Here is a 20,883-nt window from a genome sequence, read left to right as displayed (position 1 = left end):
AAGGTTCGCGGCTCAGGTCGTACATGGTGTGGGTGTACGCCGGTGCGGGGGCGGTCAGGTAGCCCCCGCACCGGCGTACGGCTCAGGGGTTACGGCTTGAGCAGCACCTTGCCCACCTTCGGATCGCCTGATCCCACCAGGTCGATGGCCGCGGCGAACTCGGCGAGCGGCAGTTCGTGCGTGACCAGCGGCAGCGGATCGAGCAGCCCGGCCCCGAACACCCGGACGGTGTGCGACCAGGCGTCCGGCGGCGCCCCGAAGACGGTGTGCACCTCCAGCTGCCGTACGACCAGGTCCGTCGGGTCGAGCCCGTCGGCGCCCGGCGCCGGGATCCCGGTGAGGACCAGCCGGCCACCGCGCCGGAGCAGCGAGGCGGCGGTCCGCGCGGCGGACGCGGACCCGGCGGTCTCGATGACGACGTCGAAGTCGTCCGGGAGCTCCTGGTCCCTGGTCCGGAAGTCGCTCGCCCCGAACTGCCGGGAGAGGCCCTCCCGGTCGTTCCGGGTGCCCACGACCAACAGCTCGGAGGGCGATCCCGCCTTCAGGAACTGAACGGCGAACATGCCCAGCGTCCCGGTGCCGACGACGGCCACCTTCTCGCCCGGCAGCGCGTGCGCCTTGATCGCGGCGGCCGCGATACAGGCGGCGGGCTCCAGCAGAGCGGCGGCGGTGAGGTCGGCGTCGTCCGGCAGGACGTGCAGCAGCCGGGCCGGGAGGGTGAGGGTGGCGGCCATGGCCCCCGGCTGGGTGAAGCCGGTCTCCTCGTACCCGTCGGTGCACAACGTTGTCTCGCCCGCGTGGCAGCGGTCGCAGACCTGGCAGTTGCGGAAGCCCTCACCGACGACCTTGCGGCCGACGAGCGACTCGGGGACCCCGGCGCCGACCGCCTCGACCGTCCCGGACCACTCGTGGCCGGGGGTCAGCGGGTAGCGGACGTACCCCTCGGGCCGGTTGCCCTGGTACACCTCGCGGTCGCTGCCGCAGATACCGGTGGCGTGGACGCGGACGAGCGCCTCGCCGGGTTCCGGCAGCCGCGGCTCGTGCGGGACGAGCCGGTGCTCGCCCGGCGCCTCGACGACGACGGCTGTGCTCACTTGGCGCTGCCCTTCGGCTTGCGCTGTTCCCAGCCCTCGGCCCAGAGGTCGAAACGGGCCTGCTGCTGCGGGAACTCGGCGGCGGCGTCCACGTCGAGCTCGACGCCGAGACCGGGCGCGTGGGACAGCTCGAAGTAGCCGTCGACGACCTGGGGAGCCCCCTTGACGACCTTCTTGATCTCCGAGTCGGCGAAGTCGTTGAAGTGCTCGAGGATCTTGAAGTTCGGGGAGCTGAACCCGACCTGGAGCGAGGCCGCGGTGAGGACCGGACCGCCGACGTTGTGCGGGGCGACGAGCACGTAGTGCGCCTCGGCGGTGGCGGCCAGCTTCCTGGTCTCCCAGATACCGCCGATGTGGCCGACGTCCGGCTGGATGATGTCCACGGCCTGGCTCTCGAAGAGCTCACGGAACTCGACCCGGTCGTGGATGCGCTCACCGGTGGCGACGGGGATGTCGACCTTGGCGGCGACCTTCTCGAGAGCCTTCAGGTTCTCGGGCGGGCACGGCTCCTCCAGCCACGCGGGCTTGAAGGGCGCGAGTTCGTTCGCGAGCCGCACGGCGGTGGCGGGGGAGAAGCGGCCGTGCATCTCCAGCATCAGCTCGGCGTCCGGCCCGATCGCGTCGCGCACGGCCTCGATGAGGGAGACCGCGTACAGGGTCTGCTGGTGGTCCAGCTCGAAGTGCCCGGTGCCGAAGGGGTCGATCTTGAGCGCCTTGTAGCCGCGCTCCATGACCCCCTGGGCCGCCTTGTGGTAGGCCTCCGGGGTCCGCTCGGTGGTGTACCAGCCGTTGGCGTAGGCCTTGACCTTGTCGGTGACCTTGCCGCCGAGGAGCTGCCAGACGGGCACGCCGAGGGCCTTGCCCTTGATGTCCCAGCAGGCCATCTCGACGACGGCGATGCCCGACATCACGATCTCGCCGGCCCGCCCGTAGTCGCCGTACTTCATCCGGCGCACGAGGTCCTCGACAGCGAATGGGTCGGAACCGAGAATGTGGTTGGCCTCGGCCTCTTTCAGGTAGCCGAGCAGCGCGTCGGTGTGACCCAGCATGCGGGTCTCTCCGACACCCGTGATGCCCTCGTCGGTGTGCACCAGGACGTAGGTCAGGTTGCGCCACGGCGTCCCGACCACGTGCGTGCTGATTCCGGTGATGCGCACGGAAATTAACCCTTCGGCTGTTCGAGATTTCGTCACATGTTCGAAATGCTGGGCAGACAGTAAGGATTGCGCGAGGCGAGTGTCAATGGGTCGAACAGGTAACGGTTTCGATAGTTTCGATACTCCTTTCGAAAGTCGGCCCGTCCCGGTGTGGGCCAGGTCACTCGGACTGTCGCGCCGGTATGGCCGGTTCCCACACAACTTTCACAGGCGAACCCGGGAACGCGCCTGTCCGGGAACTTAGTCTTCCCGCGTCATGGACTACTGCCACCCGTGCCGACGGCACCTCAACGGCGCCCTCGCCTGCCCGGGGTGCGGCGCGCCTGCTCCACAGCTACGCGCGTATCCGCCCGGCACACCCGGGCCGGAGTCCTACGCGCAGAACACCTCGGCGCACCGGGCGCCCGGCGACATGGACGATCACGGCGCTCACGGCGACGCGGACGCTCACGGCGACCGGGACGACCGCGAGACTCGGGACGGTCACGACGATCACGGAGCCGAGAGCGGCGAGCCGCAGGGCCGGGCCGCGCGCCGCCGCGAGCAGGGCCGGGGTGGCCGCCGCGGCCCCCAGGGCGCGGCCACCGCGCCGGACGCGAGTCGCCGCGACCGCAAGGCCTCGGCCCACCGCCGACGCCGCAAACGCATCGTACTGATCTCCGTCGGCTTCGCGCTCGCGGCCGGCGGCCTGAGCCTGGCCGAACTCGGCGTGGACGCACCGGGGTTCACCTCGCCCGGGAACCCGGCGGCGGCCGGGGGAGAGGCGTCCGAGGTCGACGGGTCTTCGTCGGGGCCGAGCCCGTCGGCGCGGCCCCTGGACGACAGGACCGGCACAGGCGGGGACAAGGCCTCGGCCTCCCCGAGCGCCTCCGCCTCCCCGTCGGCGTCGGAGTCCGCGAAGGGCGAGTCGGCCGGGCCGAGCCCGGACAAGGAGGCCCAGTCGGCCACCCTCCCCGACTCCTCCGGGTCGAGCTCCGGATCGACCCCGGCCGACTCGGACTCGGGCTCGGACTCCACCCCGACCGCCGACCCCTCGGCGCCGGACGCGTCCCCGGACCCGTCGCCCTCGCAGACGTGCACGCGCTTCCTGTGGTGGTGCTCGTAGAGCTCCGCCGGAGTGGGCCGCTCAGCACCCGATCCCGCTGAGCGGTACTCATGTGGGCCGTCCACGGCCGCGCGCCGGACGCCCTGGTTTGACCGAAATCGATGTGTGGTGAAGCGGGTTGGGCATGTTCCGGCCGCGCGGCCTGTCGTCGGGCCGCCGCCCGGTGTGCGGCCTCGACCGGCCTTGCGGCCTGTGACCTGGGCCGATGTGCCGTCCCCGCCATGCGCGTTATGGAACCGTGACGACGTTCCCGTGCAACCCCCTTGACCGCCGTGAATTGTTAGCGCTCACAATGACCTCCGCATTCACCAGTCGGCGACGACGTCAGCACGGGGAGGTACGAGCGGTCGTGTCCGCAACGTCCCAACCAGCCTTTCCCGCCGGTGTCGTCGGGCCCACCGGGGTCCCGGAGTGAAGCCGGCGGCGCGGAACCATCCGCCCACCCCGCAGGACTTACCGCAGTTGTCGGCAGACGAGCGCCAAGGAGGTGCGGCCGTGACACACACCCGGCTCCGGCCGCCCACCATGGCCGACGTGGCGCGGGTGGCCGGCGTGTCCCACCAGACCGTGTCCCGCGTGCTGGGGGAGCACCCCAACGTGCGGGACGAGACCCGGGCCAGGGTGCTGCGGGCGATCGAGGAGATGGGCTACCGCCGCAACTTCTCCGCCCGGGCCCTGGCCACCCGGCGCACCCGGACGCTCGGCGTGGTCGCCTCCGACACCACCCTCTACGGGCCGGCCAGCACGCTGTTCGCGCTCGAGGAGGCGGCACGCGCCGAGGGTTACCTCGTCTCGACGGTCAGTCTGCGCGAACTGACCATGGAGAAGCTCTCCGAGGCCCTGGACCACCTCAGCGAGGGCGGGGTGGAGGGAGTGGTCGCCATCGCCCCGCAGCGGTCGGCGGTGGACGCTCTGGCCGAACTGCGCCATCCCTTCCCGGTGGTGGTCGTGGGCGGCGAGCCGGGCATGGACATCCCCCGCGTCGGTGTGGACCAGCACCTGGGGGCGCGGCTGGCGACCGGTCACCTGCTGGCCGCCGGTCACCGCACGGTCTGGCACCTCGCCGGACCCGAGGACTGGCAGGAGGCGGCCGACCGGGCCGCCGGCTGGCGGGCGACCCTCGAAGCGGCGGGCGTCGAGCCGCCCATGCTGCTGCGGGGGGACTGGAGTCCGCTGTCGGGCTACCGCGCGGGCCAGGAACTGGCCGGCTGGGTGGGCCGCGGACTGACCGCCGTCTTCGTCGCCAACGACCAGATGGCGCTGGGGGTGTTGCGGGCCCTGCGGGAGGCGGGCGTCCGGACTCCGCAGGACGTCGCGGTGGTCGGCTTCGACGACATCCCGGAGTCGGAGTTCTTCGCTCCGCCGCTCACCACCGTCCGGCAGGACTTCTCCACGGTGGGCCAGCGAGGCATCGCGCTGCTCCTGGAGCAGATCGAGGGCCGGCCGGCCGCCGCCACGCCCCGGATCGCGATCGAACCCCAACTCGTCGTACGCGCAAGCACTTTCCCGAGCGCCGCTCAACCGGAGGGCGCACCCCTCTGACGGACCCCGTCGGACCCCTGACCAGCAGTGTGGCCGAAATGCCGAACAGTGATCGACAGGCTGGACGCGGCGCGGCCGGTTCCTCGAGTACCAGCAGGTCCATCCCCGGGCCGGCTCTTCAAAGGAGAAGAACATGCTCAGCAGAAGAAACTTCCTCACCGCGGCGGTCGGCGTGGCGGCGGCGGGCGGCCTGGCGGCCTGCGCCAAGGAGGACGACAACGCGTCCGGCAGCTCCTCCGGGGACGGCGGCAAGGCGATCACCCTCGGCTTCTCCCAGGTCGGCTCGGAGAGCGGCTGGCGCAGCGCCAACACGGACTCGGTGAAGGCGGCGGCCAAGGAGGCGGGCTACACCCTCAAGTTCTCCGACGCCCAGCAGAAGCAGGAGAACCAGATCTCCGCGATCCGCAGCTACATCACCCAGGGAGTGGACGTCATCGCCTTCTCGCCGGTGGTCGTCACCGGCTGGGACGCGGTGCTGAAGGAGGCCAAGGCCAAGAAGATCCCGGTGGTCCTCACCGACCGCTCCGTCGAGACCTCCGACGAGTCCCTGTACGTGACGCTGGTCGGCTCCGACTTCACCGACGAGGGCCGCCGCGCCGCCAAGATCCTCGAGAAGGTCATCGCGAAGGCCGGGCTCAAGGGCGCGGTGAAGATCGCCCAGCTGGAGGGCACCACCGGCGCCGCCCCGGCGATCGAGCGCGCCAAGGGCTTCAAGGAGGTCATGGACGCCGACCACGCGAGCGACTGGAAGGTCGTCGTCAGCCAGACCGGTGACTTCACCCGCGCCGGCGGCAAGCAGGTCATGGCGGCCTTCCTCACGTCCAACCCGGACATCAACGTCCTCTTCGCGCACAACGACGACATGGCCATCGGCGCCATCCAGTCCATCGAGGCGGCCGGCAAGAAGCCCGGCAAGGACATCCTGATCGTCTCGATCGACGGCGTGAAGGACGGCTTCGTGGCCATGTCCGAGGGCAAGATCAACGCCATCGTCGAGTGCAACCCGCTCCTCGGCCCGCAGCTGATGGACGTCGTCAAGAAGGTCAAGGACGGCGAGACGGTCGAGCGCTGGATCAAGACCAAGGAGGGCGACTTCATGCAGGACCAGGCCGCGGCCGCGCTCCCGAGCCGCAAGTACTGACCGACCGCACCCACCGGCAGGGAGCCTCCGGCCGACCGATCCGTCGGTCCCGGGGCTCCCTGCGGGCCTGAACAGAACTCACGAGGAGCGCTGCCATGGCAGAGCCACGGCCCGTCCTGGAAATGACGGGCATAGTCAAGGAGTTTCCGGGGGTACGGGCTCTGTCGGACGTCGACTTCCGGCTCTTCCCCGGCGAGATCCACGCGCTGATGGGCGAGAACGGCGCGGGCAAGTCCACCCTCATCAAGGTGCTCACGGGGGTCTACTCCCTCGACGGCGGGACGATCACGCTGGACGGCAGGGCCGTGCGGATCGCCAGCCCGCTGGAGGCCCAGCAGGCCGGGATCAGCACCGTCTACCAGGAGGTCAACCTCTGCCCCAACCTGTCGGTGGCGGAGAACATCTTCATCGGGCGGGAACCGACCCGGATGGGCCGCATCCAGTGGAAGCAACTGCGCCGGCGGGCGGCGGAGTTGGTGGACCGGCTCGGACTCGACATCGACGTCACCGCCCCCCTGTCCTCGTACCCGCTGGCCGTCCAGCAACTGGTCGCGATCGTCCGGTCGTTGGGCACCGGCGACGGCGCGGGCGGCGGCGAGGGGCCGGGCACCAAGGTGCTGATCCTCGACGAGCCGACCTCCAGCCTCGACCGGGACGAGGTCCTCCAACTCTTCGCGCTGATGCGGCGGTTGAGGGACGAGGGCGTCGCGATCCTGTTCGTCTCGCACTTCCTGGACCAGATCTACGAGGTCTGCGACCGGATGACCGTACTGCGCAACGGCACCCTCGTCGGTGAGCACATGGTGAGCGACCTCGACCAGGTCGGCCTCGTCCAGCTCATGCTCGGCAAGGCCATGGGCCAGCTGGACGAGCTCCACGAACACCAGTTGCACTCCGACGCGGGCGAGACGCTGCTCGTGGCGGACGGCCTCGGCCGGACCGGCGGCATCGCCCCGTTCGACATGGAGATCAGGAAGGGCGAGGTGATCGGGCTCGCCGGCCTGCTCGGATCGGGCCGGACCGAACTCGCCCGGCTGCTCTTCGGCGCCGACCAGCCGGACGCCGGCAAGGTGTCCATCGGCGGCAGGCAGGTCTCGATGAGCGCCCCGAACGACGCGATCGGCGCCGGGGTCGCCTTCTGCTCCGAGAACCGCAAGAGCGAGGGGCTGGTGCCCGACCTGACGGTGCGGGAGAACATCATCCTGGCCCTGCAGGCCGCGCGCGGCTGGACCCGGCCCATCCCGGTCGCCCAGCGCGACGAACTCGTCGCCAAGTACATCAAGGCGCTGGACATCCGCCCCGCCAACCCCGAGGCCAGGGTCGGCCAGCTCAGCGGCGGCAACCAGCAGAAGGTGCTGCTGGCCCGCTGGCTGATCACCCAGCCGAAGCTGCTGATCCTGGACGAGCCGACGCGTGGCATCGACATCGGAGCCAAGGCGGAGATCCAGAAGCTCGTCGTATCGCTCTCCGAGGACGGCATGTCGGTGCTGTACATCGCGGCCGAGCTGGAGGAGGTCCTCCGGCTCAGTCACACCATCGGAGTGCTGCGCGACCGCCGGCTGGTCGCGCAGATCACCAACGGACCCGAGATCACCACGAGCCGGATCCTGGAGACCATCGCGAGCGGAGAGCACCAGTGACCACCTCGTCGACCACCTCTTCCCGGTGGCGGGCGCTGACCCACCACCACCTGTTCTGGCCGGTAGCGGTCCTGGTCCTGCTGCTGCTCGTCAACGTGCCCTTCACCCCCGACTTCTTCTCCGTCCGGATGGCCGACGGCCACCTCTACGGCAGCCTCGTCTCGATCGTGCTGTTCGGTTCGCCCCTCATCCTGGTGGCGGTCGGCATGACCCTGGTCATCGCCACCGGCGGCATCGACCTCTCCGTCGGCGCCGTGGTCGCCATCACCGGGGCACTGGCCTGCTCGTACATCAGCGACCGGTCCGACCAGGGCGCCCTGTCCGGGGTGCTGCTCGCCATGGGCCTGGGCCTGCTGGCCGCGGTCGTCTGCGGTCTGTGGAACGGCTTCCTGGTCGCCAGGATGGGCATCCAGCCGATCATCGCCACCCTGATCATCATGGTCGCCGGGCGCGGTGTCGCCCAGCTGATCACCGACGGCCAGATCATCACCATCAACAGCGAGCCGTACAAGCTGATCGGCGGCGGCTACTGGCTGACCCTGCCGTTCTCGATCTTCGTGGTGGCCGCGGTCGTGGCCGTCACCGTGGTGCTGACCCGCCGCACGGCACTCGGCCTGCTGGTCGAGGCGGTCGGCGGCAACGCCGAGGCCAGCCGCCTGGTGGGCATCAGGTCCCGGCGCATCAAGATCATGGTGTACGCGTTCTGCGCGCTCTGCGCGGGCATCGCCGGCCTGATGATCAGCTCCAACACCTCGGCCGCCGACGGCAACAACGCCGGCCTGTGGATCGAACTCGACGCGATCCTCGCCGTGGTGATCGGCGGCACCTCGCTCCTGGGCGGCCGGTTCTCCGTCGGCGGCACGGTGGTCGGCGCCCTCGTCATCCAGACCCTGACCACCACGATCTACACCATCGGCGTGCCGACCCAGACCAACCTGGTCTTCAAGGCCGCCGTCGTCATCGTCGTCTGCCTGCTCCAGTCCCCGAAGTTCCGCGCCAAGGTGTTCGGCGCCAGGTTCGGCTCCGGACCCGGCGCGAAGGGAAGCGGCAAGCAGGCCGCGGCCCCGGCGGACCCCGCCGCGGCGTCCGAGGCCGCCCCCAAGATGGAGGTGTCGTGATGAGCGCGACCACCCAGAGCCCCACGGCCTCCGACAGCCGTACCCCGTCCAAGGCCGCGCGCCTGCTCGGCGACCGGCGGCTGCCCGTCGCGGTGACGGCCCTGCTCTTCCTGCTGATGTACGGCGTGGGCCTGAGCCGGTACCAGAACTACGGGTTCGGCGAACCGCAGGTCTTCCTGAACCTGTTCATCGACAACGGCTATCTGCTGGTCGCCGCGGTCGGTGTCACCTTCGTCATCCTGTCCGGCGGCATCGACCTGTCCGTGGGCTCGATGATCGGCTTCACGACGATGTTCACGGCCTGGCTGGTGGAGCGCCAGGGGCTGCCGCTGCTGCTGGTGATCCCCATGGCGCTGGGCGTGGGCGCGCTCGGCGGTTTCCTGATGGGCTACGTGATCCACAACTTCGAGATCCAGCCCTTCATCGTGACCCTCGCCGGCCTCTTCCTCTTCCGCGGCCTGTGCCTGGTCATCAGCAAGGAGTCGATCTCCATCAGCGACTCCTCGGTGAGCAGCATGGCCCAGGCGCAGGTGTCGCTGGGGATGGGCTTCCTGTCGATCGGCGCGATCGTCTCGCTGGTCGTCCTCGCCGTGGCGTTCTACGTCCTGCACTACACCCGCTTCGGGCGCCGGGTGTACGCCATCGGCGGCAACGAGCAGTCGGCCATGCTGATGGGCCTCCCGCAGGGCGGCACGAAGATCGCCGTGTACACCGTGAGCGGATTCTGCTCGGCGCTGGCCGGACTGCTCTTCACCCTGTACATCCAGTCCGGCGACCCGCTGCACGCGACCGGTATGGAACTCGACGCGATCGCCGCGGTGGTCATCGGCGGCACGCTGCTGACGGGCGGCTCCGGATATGTGCTGGGCACCCTGTTCGGTGTGCTGGTGCTGGGCCTGATCAAGAGCATCATCCAGTTCGAGGGCACGCTCAGCTCCTGGTGGACGAAGATCGCCACCGGTGTGCTGCTGTGCGCGTTCATCCTGGTCCAGCGCTTCATGACGACCCGCAAGAAGACCTGAGCCGATGCGACGCTCCCGGCCCGGGGGCCGGGAGCCGTCGTCAGGGTGTGCCGGGCCGGTACTCCGTCTTGAAGGTCACCCACACCGTCTTGCCGACGGGGTGTTCGGTGATGCCCAGGTCGTCCGCCAGTTCGCGGGCCAGGTGCAGGCCCCGGCCCGAGCAGGCGTCGGGGGCCGGCGGGCACGCGGGCACGGGACGGTCACCGGTGTCGCGCACGGCGAGGCGGACCAGGGGGCCGTCGAGGGTGAGGGTCACGCAGTACTGCCGGCCGGGGGGCACCCCGTGCAGCAGGGCGTTCGTGGCGAGTTCCGACACGCACAGCTCTATGTCGTCCAGCCGGTCGACGCGGTCCCAGTCGCTCAGTACCTGGTGGACGAAGACCCGGGCGGCCCGCACGGAGGCGCGCGAGCGGGGGAAACGACGTTGCCGTGACAGGGGCACGGGGGGCACCTCCGGTGGTTCTGGGGCGTCCTGCGGCGAAACCTTACTGTTATTCGCGAAAGGTAACAAGGGAGTGAAGGGGGGTTGAGGGTGGCTGAGGGTGGCGGTCGGCGGATGAGCCAGGTCGCCTACCGTGTAGGGCGGCAGGGTCGAAAGAACGGTCGGCCGTACAGGAGGGGTCGTGGGTGCGAGCGGATGGATCAGCACATCGTTGCCGTATCTGACGCCACGGGGCACCGGGCGGGGCGACGCCTGGGCGGCCGAGGCCGCGGCACAGGGGCGGCGCGGCACCCAGCGCATCCTGTACGCCGGTGAGGTGCCCGCCCCCGCCGACGTGGCGGCGCTGCTCGGCGTCCCCGAGGGCGAACCGGTCGTCGTACGCCGGCGGCTGATCCTCCTCGACGAGGAGCCCAGCGAGCTCACCGACACGTACTACCCGACGGCCATAGCCGCGGGCACCCGTCTCGCCGGGACCGCCAAGATCCCCGGCGGAGCCCTCACCCTGCTCGCCGAGCTCGGTCACGTCGGCGCCCTCGTGCGGGAGGACGTGGCGGCCGGGATCCCGGACGAGGGGGAGCGCCGGGCCCTGCGGACCGCCCCCGAGGAACCGGTCCTGCGGCTCGTCCGGCTCACGCTGGACCACGCAGACCGGCCGATCCAGGTCGACCGTATGGTGATGCCTGCCCTACGGCAGAGGCTGCGCTACCAGATCAGGATCGGATGACCGTGCCCAAGGCAGACCCGGAAGCCGTCGACCGCCGTTCCCTGCACGAGCGGATCGCGGCCGATCTGCGCGACGACATCATGACCGGAGAGCTCGCGCCCGGCGCCAACCTGCCCACCACCGCCCAGCTCAAGGAACGCTTCGAGGCGTCGAGCGCCACGGTCCAGAAGGCCCTGCGGCTCCTCAAGGAGGAACGCCTGGTGGTCGGCCGGGCGGGCGCCGCCGTCACCGTCCGCGAGCACCGCCAGCGCACCGTCCGGCCCGCCACGCTCATGAGGCCGGGCAGCCCCGGAGCGCCCTACCGCTGGCTCGCCGAGGCGGCCAAGCACGGCACACACGCCCGCATAAAGCTTCTCGACGTGGCCGAGAGCCGCCCGCCCGCCGACGTCCGCGCCGCCCTCGGCCTCCCGGCGGACGGCATCGCGCTGCTCCGCGGCCAGATACTTCTCGTCGACGACGAGCCGGCCGAACTCGTCGAGTCCTACTACCCGCTGGACATCGCCCGGGGTACGCCGCTGGCCGAGCGGCGCAGGATCAGGGGCGGCACTCCCGCCCTGCTGACCGAGCTCGGCCACCCGCCCCGCCGCAGCACGGACCGGGTCTCCGCCCGGGTCCCCACCCAGGCCCAGTACCAGGCCCTCCGCCTCACCGGCGGCATGCCGGTCCTGCGCACCCTGCGCGTGATCCACAGCGACGGCGACCGGCCCGTCGAGGCCACCGTGATGGTGAAGGCGGGCCATCTGTACGAACTGCAGTACGAGTTCACGGGGGAAGGAGCGGGAGGAGCATGATCGTGCTCGCCCTGACGGGGATCCTGGTGTTCGTCCTCGGCGGCTGTGCCTGTGTCTGGTGGGCGGCGCGAGGCGGCCCGCGCTGGACGCGTGCCGTGGCGGTCGTGACCCTCGCGGCAGGCGAACTGGTCCGCGGAGCGAACCGCACGGACCGTACGAGCGGGAAGTCGGACTCGGACGACTGAGGCGGGCCTGGGCGGCTGAGGCGGGCCTGGGTGGATGAGTCGGGGGGAGGGGCGGCTGAGTCGGGACCGGACGACTGAGGCGGGCCTGAGCGGCTGAGTCGGGCCCCCGGGGGATGAAACGGGGCCTCGGCAGCTGAGACGGGCCCGGGCGACGGGTCGGGACCGGACGACTGAGGCGGGCCTGGGCGGCTGAGGCGGGCCTGGGCAGCTGAGACGGGTCCGGGCGGCTGAGGCGGGCCTGGACGACTGAGGCGGGCCTGGACGACTGAGGCGGGCCTGGGTGGATGAGTCGGGCCCCCGGGGGATGAGCGGGGCTCGGCGGCCGAGACGGGGCCGGTCACTCGTCGTCGGGCCGGGGGCGTCCGCCGTCAGGTCAGGCCGTCCTCCGGGCCCAGCATCCGCCGCAGCAGCCCCCGCAGCACCACCCGCTCCTCCTCCGCCAGTCCCGCCAGCGGCTCCCGCGCGAACCGCAGCGACTCGCGCAGTCCCTTGGCGATCTTCCGGCCCTCGGCCGTGGCCGCCGCCAGCTTCACCCGGCGGTCGGCCGGATCGGGACGCCGCTCGACCAGACCGCGGGACTCCAGCCGGTCGACGATGCCCGTCACGTTGGACGGCTCACACTTCAGTTTCCGCGCCAGCTTCCGCATCGGCAGCGGCTCCAGCGAGAGCAGGCTCAGCAGCCGGGCTTGCGCACCGGTGAGGGCGTGACCTGCCGCGGCTTCCTCGTAGTCCTCGTAGTAGCGGGCCACGACCTCGCCGATCAGGCCGACGACCTCCATGGTCAGGGCATCGGGGAGAGGAGCCGGATGTGGGGTGGGCATGGATGCAGGGTACCCCGTTACTTGACATCCTGAAATATTCAGGAGCATGGTTGTTTCAGGTAGTGAAGCATTTGCGAGCGCAGGAAAGGCAGCCCCCCATGACCGAGTCGGCCCTCCCCACCACCAGCCGCGAATGGCGTCTGCTCAGCCGTCCCGTCGGCTGGCCGAAGCCCGATGACTTCGAGCTGGCCGACGCGGAGATCCGGCAGCCCGGCCCGGGTGAGGTGCTGGTCCGCAACGCGTACGTCTCCGTCGACCCGTACATGCGCGGCCGGATGAGCGCGGCCAAGTCGTACGTGGCCCCCTTCGAGCTGGGCAAGGCCATGCAGGGCGGGGCGGTCGGCGAGGTCGTCGCCTCCACCGCCGAGGGCGTCTCCGTCGGCGATCACGTCCTGCACTTCGGCGGCTGGCGCGAGTACGCCACCTTCGACGCCAGGCAGGCCGTCAAGGTCGACCCCGAGGCCGCGCCCCTCTCCACCTACCTCGGCGTCCTCGGGATGACCGGTCTCACCGCCTACGCGGGTCTGCTGCGCACCGGCTCCTTCAAGGAGGGCGACTCCGTCTTCGTGTCGGGCGCGGCCGGCGCCGTCGGCAGCCAGGTCGGTCAGATCGCCAGGCTGAAGGGCGCCTCCCGGGTCATCGGCTCGGCCGGCTCCGACGAGAAGGTCAAGCTGCTCGTCGAGGAGTACGGCTTCGACGCCGCCTTCAACTACAAGAACGGATCCGTGGCCGCGCAGCTCCGCGAGGCCGCTCCCGGCGGCGTCGACGTCTACTTCGACAACGTCGGCGGCGACCACCTCGAAGCGGCCATCGGCTCGCTCAACGAGAAGGGCCGCATCGTGATCTGCGGCATGATCTCCGTCTACAACAACACCGAGCCGGCCCCCGGCCCGAAGAACCTCGCCCGCCTCATCGCGACCCGCGGCCGCATCGAGGGCTTCCTGGTCGGCGACCACTACGACCTGCAGCCGGAGTTCGTCCAGGAGGTCGGCGGCTGGGTCCGTTCCGGCGAGCTGAAGTACCGCGAGACGGTCGTCGAGGGCATCGAGAACAACCTGGAGGCGTTCCTCGGGGTGCTGCGCGGCGACAACACCGGAAAGATGATCGTCAAGCTCTGACCTCCGGTTTGTGACACCGCCGGCGGTCTGCCCCGCCCCGCCGCCCCGCCGTCCCGCCCCGCCGGGGCGGGACGGCGGGGCGGGCTGTTCAGCCGGTGGCCAGGGCCGCTCCGTGTACCGCCGCTGCCAGGTGGTCGTTCTCCGGGGCGGAGCCGCCCGGGAAGGCGAACCGGCGGCGTGTGTAGCCGTAGGCGAGCCCGCTGCGCGGATCCGCGAAGGCCTGGCAGCCGCCCGCCCCGCTGTGCCCGAACGCCCCGGCGCCGAGGAACGGGTGCCAGGCGTCGGCGGTCGCCTGGAAGCCCAGCCCGTACGACTTGTGCGAGCGCGCCACCACGTCGTAGCCCACCGAGTGCAGCTGCCCGAACTCCGCCGCCGTGTCCTCCTTGAGCAGCGGCGCCTTCCCGCCGACCTCGCTGATCGCCGCCGCGTACAGCCCGGCCAGCCCGCGCGCCGAGGCCACCCCGCCCACCGAGGCCGGTCCCTTGGACCGGATCAGGGGGTCGTTCGGCAGGAGTTCCAGGTTGGTCGGCTCGGCGGCGTGCCGGTTGAAGGCGATGGCGGCGAGCGTGTGCGGCCCGCCCGGCAGGGAGTCCAGCAGCGCCCGCTGCTCGGCGGTGGGCGCCATCGGCCGCGCGGTGCGGAACCGCGGCTCGTGCGCCGCGGGCAGCCCCAGGAAGAAGTCCAGCCCGTACGGGACGCGCACCCGCTCCTCGTACACCTCCTGGAGCGTACGGCCGGTGGCCCGCCGTACGACCTCGCCGGTGAGCGCCCCGATGACCAGCCCGTGGTAGCCGAAGGCGGTGCCCGGCCGCCAGAACGGCCGCTGGTCGGCCAGGCGTTCGGCGATCTGCCGGTCGTCGGCCAGTTCCTGCGGCGAGAACCCGCTGTCCGTGCCGATCACCCCGGCCCGGTGCGCGAGCAGCTCGCGCAGGGTCAGAGCGCCCTTGCCCTCGGCCGCGAACTCCGGCCAGTAGTAGGTGACTTTGCGGTCCAGTTCCAGGGTGCCCTCCTGGACGAGGAGGGCGACGACCAGGTGGGCGGCGCCCTTGGTCGACGAGTAGACGCCGTAGAGCGAGTCGGGGCCGGCGCCGTCGCCGGGCACCCACAGGTCGACCACCCGCCGACCGTGCACATGGGCGCACAACTGGCCCTCGTAGTCGGGCTTCTCCTCCGCGACGAACGCGGCGAACGCCTCCCGCACCGCTTCGAATCCGTCGGCGACCGTGCCGTGGACCGCCCTCGTCGTCCCAGTCTCAGTCCCAGTCAATCGAGTCATCCGCTCTCCTCAACCAGCCCACTGCTCGCGTGTGCCGACAAGTCCGTCAAGCTCGGCCTCTCCCCGTGCCACGCCATCGCACCGGAATACCTCTCCGGACCTGCCGAGACCGTTGCCTCTGTAGATCGGTACGGCGAGGCGTACCTGTTCGACTCAACTGCATCGGGCAGGTGTTGGTGTCACCGATGCCCCGGATGGCCTACGAGGGCCGCCGCAGGCGCGGGGGCGCGGGGCGCACGGCCCCCGGCCGTGAAATGTGCACGACCGATAGAGTTCGGCCATGCGCGATCTTGGGGTGGGGTTCACGTACCTCCTGAAGGGCCAGCGGTGGGTGGCCCGGCACGGCAAGCAGTACGGGTTCGGGCTCGTTCCCGGCCTGATCACCCTTGTCCTCTACGCGGCGGCCCTGGTGGCCCTCGCGGTGTGGGGCGAGGACTTCGTCGGGTGGTCGACGCCGTTCGCCGACGACTGGACGAGCCCCTGGCGCGGACTGTTCCGCGGCTTCCTCGTCGCCGTGCTGTTCGCCCTCGGTCTGCTGCTCGCCGTCCTCACCTTCACCGCGGTCACCCTGCTCATCGGGCAGCCCTTCTACGAGAGCCTCTCCGAGAAGGTCGACCGGGACGTCTCGCCCGACGGCACGGCCCCCGAGTCCGGGCTGCCGCTCTGGCGCGAACTGTGGATCTCCGGCCGCGACAGCCTGCGCATCCTCTGCCGCGCGCTGCTGTGGGCCGTGCTGCTGTTCGCCCTCGGGTTCATCCCGGTCGTCGGGCAGACGGTGGTCCCGGTGATCGGCTTCTTCGTCACCGGCTTCTTCCTTACCCAGGAACTCGCCTCCGTCGCCCTCCAGCGCAGGGGCGTCGACCTGCGGGCCCGGCTCGCCCTGCTCCGCTCCCGCAAGACCCTGATCTGGGGCTTCGGCACCCCCCTGGGGCTGGCCTTCCTGGTGCCGGTCGTCGCGGTGTTCCTGATGCCGGGCGCGGTCGCGGGCGCCACCCTGCTGGCCCGTGATCTGCTCGGCGAGGAGATCGCCGAGGGCGACGGGGCCGGCACCCCGAAGGAGGAGAACGCCACCTCATGACCGAGTTGCTCGCCGTCGCATCGCCGTCGCCGCCTCCCGCAGTGCGGTGACGAACACCTCCGCCGCCGGAGTGAGCGACCGCCCCCGTTCCGTCGCCGCGTACACCGCCCGCGCAGGGGCGTCCTCGTCGCGCACCGGCAGCAGCACGACGTCCGGCCGTACGGACGAGGCGGCGAGCGCCGGGACCAGCGCGACGCCGAGGCCCGCGGCGACATAGCCCTGCTTGGCGGTCCACTCGGCGACGACGTGCGCCACTCGCGGCCGGAAGCCCTCCCGCAGTGCCGCGTCGAGGAGGGTGCCGTCGGGCCGGGCGGAGCCGGACACCCAGTCGGCGTCGGCGAGTTCGCCCAGCCGCACCGGTCCACCGCGACCGGAGAGGGGGTGCCCGGCCGGGACGGCGACGTACAGGGACTCGTCCAGGAGGTGACGCAGCGCGTACGGCTCCAGCGCCGCGCGGCCCGTCGTGGACACCACCGCCAGGTCGAGGTGCCCGGTGCCCAGCCGCTCCAGCAGGGCCGGGGTGAGCCCCTCCTCCCGCGTGACGCGCACACCCGGGCAGCGGTCCCGGAACGCGGCCAGGGCGCGCGGCACCAGCGCCGCGTCCGCCGTCGCGAACGCCCCGAACCGCAGCCGCCCGTGGGCGCCCTCCCGCAGCGCCGCCAGCTCGCGCCGGGCACCGTGCAGGGCCTCGGCGACGGACTCCGCGTACGGCACCAGCGCCCGCCCGGCCTCCGTCAACCGCACCCCTCGGGGCAGCCGGTCGAAGAGCGGGCCCCCGCCCAGGGCCGCCTCCAGCGAGGAGATCTGCCGGGACACCGCGGACTGCGTCCACCCCAGGGTCCGCGCGGCGACGGTGAACGAGCCGTGGCGGACGACCTCCAGAAACGCCCGCAGCCAGACAGTGGAGAGTTCGGGCAGAGCCATACGATGCGGATCCGGCATGCCGACCATGCTGGACATTCGCTTGTCGCATCGCAAGTCCCGTCCTAGCGTCGGGACATGGAGATCACCCTCGACAACCCCACCGGCGCGCCCCAGCCCCTGAGCCCCTACTACTCCCAGGTCGCCCGCGTCCAACAGGCGGACGGCAGCGCCCTGTTGTTCCTCTCCGGGCAGATCGCCGAGGGCGCCACACTCGCCGAGCAGAGCCGGGGCGTCTTCGAGGCGATCGACGCCCTGCTGAGGGCGCACGGGGCGGGCCTGGCGGACGTCATCAACATCCGTACGTATCTCACCGACATCGGCCGGCTCGCCGAATACGGCGCCGTACGCGGGGAGTTCCTCACCGGTACCCCGCCGACCAGCATGACCTTCGAGGTGTCCCGGCTGTTCCGCCCCGAGGCGCTGATCGAGGTGGAGGTGGTGGCGGCGGTGCCCGCGGCTTCGGCCGGCCGGCCGGATTCCCTCCTCGTCCGGCAGCCGCAGGCGCGTTTCTGATTCGCTCGCAGGCCGCCGAGGGCAGGATGGAAGTGTCCGTGCACCGCTACACCGACTGGACGTACGAGTCGGTCGACATCACGGGCTCCACGGTCACCGTGCGGATCCGCAACAGCGGCGCGCGGCCGGGGCGCGAGGTCGTGCAGCTCTACCTCGCCCCCACCGGGACGGCCCCGGCCCCCGAACGCCCGGTCCGCTGGCTGGCCGGCTTCGCCGGCGTCGAGGCGGGCCCCGGGGAGAGCGCCGAGGTCACCGTGGAGATCCCGGACCGTGCCTTCGAGGTGTGGGACGAGGCGGACCACCGGTGGTCCTTTGTGAAAGGTTCGTACGAAATCCAGGTAGGCCGCTCGATCGCGGACCGCAGGATCACCGCGACGATTAACGTGTGAACCGGCGCCCGTCGCCCCACTGACAGCCCCGGTCCGGGACCTGACCCCTGGACCGGGGCAACATCCTTTCGGCGGCTCTTCGGCGGCTTTTCGGTCGCGTGCCTCGCCGGCCGCCCCGCCCCTACCGGACCGAGAAGCCGTACACCGTCTCCGACCGGTACGCGGACCCCGGCCGCAGCACGGTGCTCGGGAACTCCGGGCGGTTCGGCGAGTCGGGGAAGTGCTGGGTCTCCAGCGCGATGCCCTCGCCGGGCTCGAAGGGCTCGCCCAGGTGGTCGGCGGTGTACAGCTGGAGCCCCGGCTCGGTGGTCGCCACCGTCAGCACCCGCCCGGACGCCGGATCGTGCAGCTCGGCCACCTCGACCGAGGTGTCCGTGACGCCCTTGTCGAGCACGAAGTTGTGGTCGTAGCCGGCGCCGACCTTGCGGGCCGAACGGAAGTCGAAGCGGCCGTCCGCCACCTGCGCGAGCTCACCCGTCGGGATCAGGTCCGCGTCCACCGGCGTGTACCGGGAGGCGGCCAGCCGCAGTTCGTGGCCGCCCGCGCCGCCGCTCCCCGGACCGCCCAGGTTGAAGTAGCTGTGGTTGGTCAGGTTCACCACCGTCGGCGCGTCCGTGACCGCCTCGTACACGAACCGCAGCGCCCCCGACGCGTCGAGCGTGTACGTCGCCGTCACCTCCAGGCGGCCCGGGAAGCCCTCCTCGCCGTGCGGGGCGACCCGGCTGAGCCGCAGCCCGTGCTCGACCGGCACGACGTCCCACACCCGCTTGTCGAAGCCGTGCGGGCCGCCGTGCAGCGAGTTCGGAGCGTTGTTCGGCTCCAGCGCGTACGTCACGCCGTCCAGCGGGAAGCGGGCGTGCGCGATCCGGTTGGCGTACCGCCCGATCAGCGCGCCGAGGAAGGGCTCCGGGTGTGCGAGATAGCCCTCCAGGTCCGCGAACCCCAGCACCACGTTCGCCGCGCGCCCGTCCCGGTCCGGGACCTCGACGGACTGCACGATCCCGCCGTACGAAAGGACCCGCACCCGCGTGCCCGCCCGCTCCAGAGTCCAGCGGTGCACCTCAGTGCCGTCGGAAAGTGTTCCGAAGTGTTCGCTCATGAGCGAAACCCTAAATCACGAGGCCTTCGCGGTGACCCCCCGATAGGCCAGCTCAGCGAGGTGCGCCTGCCCGTTCTTGCTCGGGTGGAACCAGTCCCAGTGGCTCAACTGGTCGGTACCGAACCTGAAGTCGTACACCGCCCCGCCGTCGAACCGGCACCGCAGGTCCTTCGCGCAGACCTCCGACAGCACCGAGTTGTAGTCCTCCACCCGCTTCTGCACGGTCTCCCGCCGCGTGGTCGCCGCCGCGTCCAGCGCGTCCGCGTCGCCCAGCATCGACGGGCACAGGCCCAGCTTCCACACCTGCTTGCCCAGCACGTTCGTCCGCCCCTGCGACCACAGCCGCTTCAGGTTCGGCACGCTCGTCACGTACACCTGCGTCTTCGGCAGCGCCCGGCGCAGCGTGCTCAGCGCGTCCTGGAACTCCGTCCGGAAGTCGGCCACCGACGTCATCGCCGCCGTCGACTCCCGGCACGCGTCGTTCGCCCCCGCCATCACCGTCACCAACTGCGGTTTCTCGGCCGCCGCCTGGGTCATCTGGGCCGGCAGGTCCGCCATCCGGGCCCCGGTCGCCGCGTAGTTCCAACTGCGCGTGGCCGCCTTGGCGGCGCCCAGCAGCCGGACGGCGAGACTGTTCACCTCGGCGCTGTCGCCGGTCGCCCAGGACACCTCGGGGCAGTCCGCGAGCACGGTACACGCGTCGAAGCCGCGGGTGATGGAGTCGCCCACCGCCGCCACCGAGGACGGGCTGGAGTCCCACAACGGGGTCGGCGACGGCGACGGCTTCGTCTGCCGGGCCCGGGTGCCCGAGGACCCCTCGGCATCGCCGCCCCCCAGTGCGTCACAGCCGGCCAGGCCCAGGACGGCCGCCGTCGTGCCCGCGAGCACGGCCCGCGCGTGCCGGTTCCGTTTCCGCATCCGCTCGTGTTCCCCTCGCTCCTCGAACAACGCCCCCCTATGACAACGCGCGGGAGTTCCCGGCGAATCACACCCACAAGATGGAACGCCTCACGCCCGTACAGGCGTCCTGCCGAGTGAATGGCGGAGGTTTCACGGCACTGGGACCGACGGTACGTCACACTCCTTGCGCCGCCGCACGGTAGCCTCGCCATCAACGCGGCTGCCTGCCACCGCAGCCATGCCGGCCTGCAAGACTGTCCCGCTCTGCCCGGAGGTCCCGGTGACGACACGTGGAGTTCTGTACGTGCACTCCGCGCCGCGCGCGCTGTGCCCACACGTCGAGTGGGCCGTCGCCGGGGTGCTCGGCACGCGCGTCAACCTCGACTGGATCCGGCAGCCCGCCGCGCCCGGCACCTGGCGCTCGGAGTTCTCCTGGAAGGCCGAGGCCGGCACGGCGTCCAAGCTGGCCTCCGCACTGCGCGGCTGGCACCTGCTGCGCTTCGAGGTCACCGCCGAGCCCTGCGCCACCGCCGAGGGCGAGCGCTACAGCTGCACGCCCGACCTGGGCATCTTCCACGCCGTCACCGGCATCCACGGCGACATCCTCATCCCCGAGGACCGGCTGCGCGCCGCCCTGCTGCGCAGCCAGCGCGGCGAGACGGACCTGGAGGCCGAGCTCTCCAAGCTGCTCGGCAAGCCGTGGGACGACGAGCTGGAACCGTTCAGATACGCGGGCGAGGGCGCCCCGGTGCGCTGGCTGCACCAGGTGGTGTAGGGCTTTCAGGGGCGCGGGGAACTGCGTGA

Annotated in this window: 21 protein-coding genes and 1 pseudogene; 14 read left to right on the top strand and 8 right to left on the bottom strand. The window is 71.3% G+C overall.

Going from position 1 to position 20,883, the window contains the following annotated elements:
* Positions 1–89: 89 nt before the first annotated feature.
* Together ACFWBD_RS02885 and ACFWBD_RS02880 are read right to left on the bottom strand one after the other, a co-directional pair.
* Positions 90–1,094 carry a zinc-binding dehydrogenase gene (locus tag ACFWBD_RS02885; RefSeq protein ID WP_385661722.1) on the bottom strand — a complete coding sequence of 335 codons (1,005 nt, stop codon included), beginning with the start codon at positions 1,092–1,094 and terminating at the stop codon, positions 90–92.
* A complete protein-coding gene (locus ACFWBD_RS02880; protein WP_385661719.1) occupies positions 1,091–2,251 on the bottom strand; it encodes a mandelate racemase/muconate lactonizing enzyme family protein in 1,161 nt (386 codons plus the stop codon). Before ACFWBD_RS02880 ends, ACFWBD_RS02885 begins: the two co-directional genes overlap by 4 nt.
* Positions 2,252–2,507: 256 nt before the next feature.
* Here ACFWBD_RS02880 and ACFWBD_RS02875 point away from each other — a divergent pair, with 256 nt between their 5' ends.
* The 6 genes from ACFWBD_RS02875 to yjfF all read left to right on the top strand — a co-directional run bounded on the left by ACFWBD_RS02875 (position 2,508) and on the right by yjfF (position 9,819).
* Positions 2,508–3,356, top strand: coding sequence for a hypothetical protein (locus ACFWBD_RS02875; RefSeq protein ID WP_385661716.1), 849 nt, complete (start codon positions 2,508–2,510; stop codon positions 3,354–3,356).
* A gap of 495 nt (positions 3,357–3,851) precedes the next feature.
* The gene (locus ACFWBD_RS02870; RefSeq protein WP_385661713.1) at positions 3,852–4,898 is read left to right on the top strand and encodes a LacI family DNA-binding transcriptional regulator; all 1,047 of its coding nucleotides are present in this window, start codon (positions 3,852–3,854) and stop codon (positions 4,896–4,898) included.
* A gap of 133 nt (positions 4,899–5,031) precedes the next feature.
* Positions 5,032–6,039, top strand: a complete 1,008-nt coding sequence (locus ACFWBD_RS02865; protein ID WP_385661711.1) for an ABC transporter substrate-binding protein — start codon at positions 5,032–5,034, stop codon at positions 6,037–6,039.
* 95 nt (positions 6,040–6,134) lie between these two features.
* Positions 6,135–7,679, top strand: coding sequence for a sugar ABC transporter ATP-binding protein (locus ACFWBD_RS02860; RefSeq protein ID WP_385661708.1), 1,545 nt, complete (start codon positions 6,135–6,137; stop codon positions 7,677–7,679).
* Complete coding sequence (locus ACFWBD_RS02855) at positions 7,676–8,797, top strand: ABC transporter permease (protein WP_385661705.1); 1,122 nt, start codon at positions 7,676–7,678, stop codon at positions 8,795–8,797. Before ACFWBD_RS02860 ends, ACFWBD_RS02855 begins: the two co-directional genes overlap by 4 nt.
* Entirely contained in the window at positions 8,797–9,819 is a 1,023-nt protein-coding gene (yjfF, locus tag ACFWBD_RS02850; protein WP_385661702.1) for a galactofuranose ABC transporter, permease protein YjfF, read from the top strand. Before ACFWBD_RS02855 ends, yjfF begins: the two co-directional genes overlap by 1 nt.
* Before the next feature lie 40 nt (positions 9,820–9,859).
* On the opposite strand, the gene ACFWBD_RS02845 is transcribed toward yjfF, so the two are convergent.
* On the bottom strand, positions 9,860–10,261 hold the full coding sequence (locus ACFWBD_RS02845; RefSeq protein ID WP_385661699.1) for an ATP-binding protein: 402 nt from the start codon (positions 10,259–10,261) through the stop codon (positions 9,860–9,862).
* Between the two features lie 181 nt (positions 10,262–10,442).
* Between ACFWBD_RS02845 and ACFWBD_RS02840 the strand changes: the two genes are divergently transcribed.
* From ACFWBD_RS02840 to ACFWBD_RS02830, 3 genes are read left to right on the top strand one after another with little or no spacing between them, the layout of a single operon-like run.
* On the top strand, positions 10,443–10,985 hold the full coding sequence (locus ACFWBD_RS02840) for a GntR family transcriptional regulator (protein ID WP_385661697.1): 543 nt from the start codon (positions 10,443–10,445) through the stop codon (positions 10,983–10,985).
* The gene (locus ACFWBD_RS02835) at positions 10,982–11,776 is read left to right on the top strand and encodes a GntR family transcriptional regulator (protein WP_385661694.1); all 795 of its coding nucleotides are present in this window, start codon (positions 10,982–10,984) and stop codon (positions 11,774–11,776) included. The genes ACFWBD_RS02840 and ACFWBD_RS02835 overlap by 4 nt, the downstream gene beginning before the upstream one ends.
* Positions 11,773–11,961 (top strand): hypothetical protein, encoded by a 189-nt coding sequence (locus tag ACFWBD_RS02830; protein ID WP_385661691.1) that lies wholly within the window; start codon positions 11,773–11,775, stop codon positions 11,959–11,961. The genes ACFWBD_RS02835 and ACFWBD_RS02830 overlap by 4 nt, the downstream gene beginning before the upstream one ends.
* A 368-nt stretch (positions 11,962–12,329) precedes the next feature.
* Here ACFWBD_RS02830 and ACFWBD_RS02825 read toward each other — a convergent pair whose 3' ends face one another.
* Positions 12,330–12,782, bottom strand: coding sequence for a MarR family winged helix-turn-helix transcriptional regulator (locus tag ACFWBD_RS02825; RefSeq protein ID WP_385661689.1), 453 nt, complete (start codon positions 12,780–12,782; stop codon positions 12,330–12,332).
* A 98-nt stretch (positions 12,783–12,880) separates the two neighbouring features.
* Between ACFWBD_RS02825 and ACFWBD_RS02820 the strand changes: the two genes are divergently transcribed.
* A complete protein-coding gene (locus ACFWBD_RS02820; RefSeq protein ID WP_385661686.1) occupies positions 12,881–13,900 on the top strand; it encodes an NADP-dependent oxidoreductase in 1,020 nt (339 codons plus the stop codon).
* A gap of 88 nt (positions 13,901–13,988) precedes the next feature.
* On the opposite strand, the gene ACFWBD_RS02815 is transcribed toward ACFWBD_RS02820, so the two are convergent.
* A complete protein-coding gene (locus ACFWBD_RS02815; RefSeq protein WP_385661684.1) occupies positions 13,989–15,176 on the bottom strand; it encodes a serine hydrolase domain-containing protein in 1,188 nt (395 codons plus the stop codon).
* A gap of 280 nt (positions 15,177–15,456) precedes the next feature.
* On the opposite strand from ACFWBD_RS02815, the gene ACFWBD_RS02810 reads away from it, so the two are divergent.
* On the top strand, positions 15,457–16,254 hold the full coding sequence (locus tag ACFWBD_RS02810) for an EI24 domain-containing protein (protein ID WP_385661681.1): 798 nt from the start codon (positions 15,457–15,459) through the stop codon (positions 16,252–16,254).
* Here ACFWBD_RS02810 and ACFWBD_RS02805 read toward each other — a convergent pair.
* The gene (locus tag ACFWBD_RS02805) at positions 16,249–17,205 is read right to left on the bottom strand and encodes a LysR family transcriptional regulator (protein ID WP_385662255.1); all 957 of its coding nucleotides are present in this window, start codon (positions 17,203–17,205) and stop codon (positions 16,249–16,251) included. The genes ACFWBD_RS02810 and ACFWBD_RS02805 overlap by 6 nt on opposite strands.
* Positions 17,206–17,253: 48 nt before the next feature.
* Here ACFWBD_RS02805 and ACFWBD_RS02800 point away from each other — a divergent pair, with 48 nt between their 5' ends.
* On the top strand, positions 17,254–17,691 hold the full coding sequence (locus tag ACFWBD_RS02800; protein ID WP_385661679.1) for a RidA family protein: 438 nt from the start codon (positions 17,254–17,256) through the stop codon (positions 17,689–17,691).
* Between the two features lie 47 nt (positions 17,692–17,738).
* A pseudogene (locus ACFWBD_RS02795) lies at positions 17,739–18,080 on the top strand (fibronectin type III-like domain-contianing protein); the annotation flags it as partial.
* A gap of 121 nt (positions 18,081–18,201) precedes the next feature.
* Here the strand turns inward: ACFWBD_RS02795 and ACFWBD_RS02790 are convergent.
* Positions 18,202–19,179, bottom strand: coding sequence for an aldose epimerase family protein (locus tag ACFWBD_RS02790; protein ID WP_385661676.1), 978 nt, complete (start codon positions 19,177–19,179; stop codon positions 18,202–18,204).
* 15 nt (positions 19,180–19,194) lie between these two features.
* A complete protein-coding gene (locus tag ACFWBD_RS02785) occupies positions 19,195–20,097 on the bottom strand; it encodes an SGNH/GDSL hydrolase family protein (RefSeq protein WP_385661674.1) in 903 nt (300 codons plus the stop codon).
* A 262-nt stretch (positions 20,098–20,359) separates the two neighbouring features.
* Here ACFWBD_RS02785 and ACFWBD_RS02780 point away from each other — a divergent pair, with 262 nt between their 5' ends.
* Positions 20,360–20,854 (top strand): DUF3145 domain-containing protein, encoded by a 495-nt coding sequence (locus ACFWBD_RS02780; RefSeq protein WP_385661671.1) that lies wholly within the window; start codon positions 20,360–20,362, stop codon positions 20,852–20,854.
* Positions 20,855–20,883: the final 29 nt, after the last annotated feature.

Source organism: Streptomyces sp. NPDC060002 (assembly GCF_042737245.1).
Taxonomy (GTDB): Bacteria; Actinomycetota; Actinomycetes; order Streptomycetales; family Streptomycetaceae; genus Streptomyces.
The sequence above is the reverse complement of the archived record's forward strand: the minus strand, read 5'-3'. Positions and strand labels throughout refer to the sequence as shown.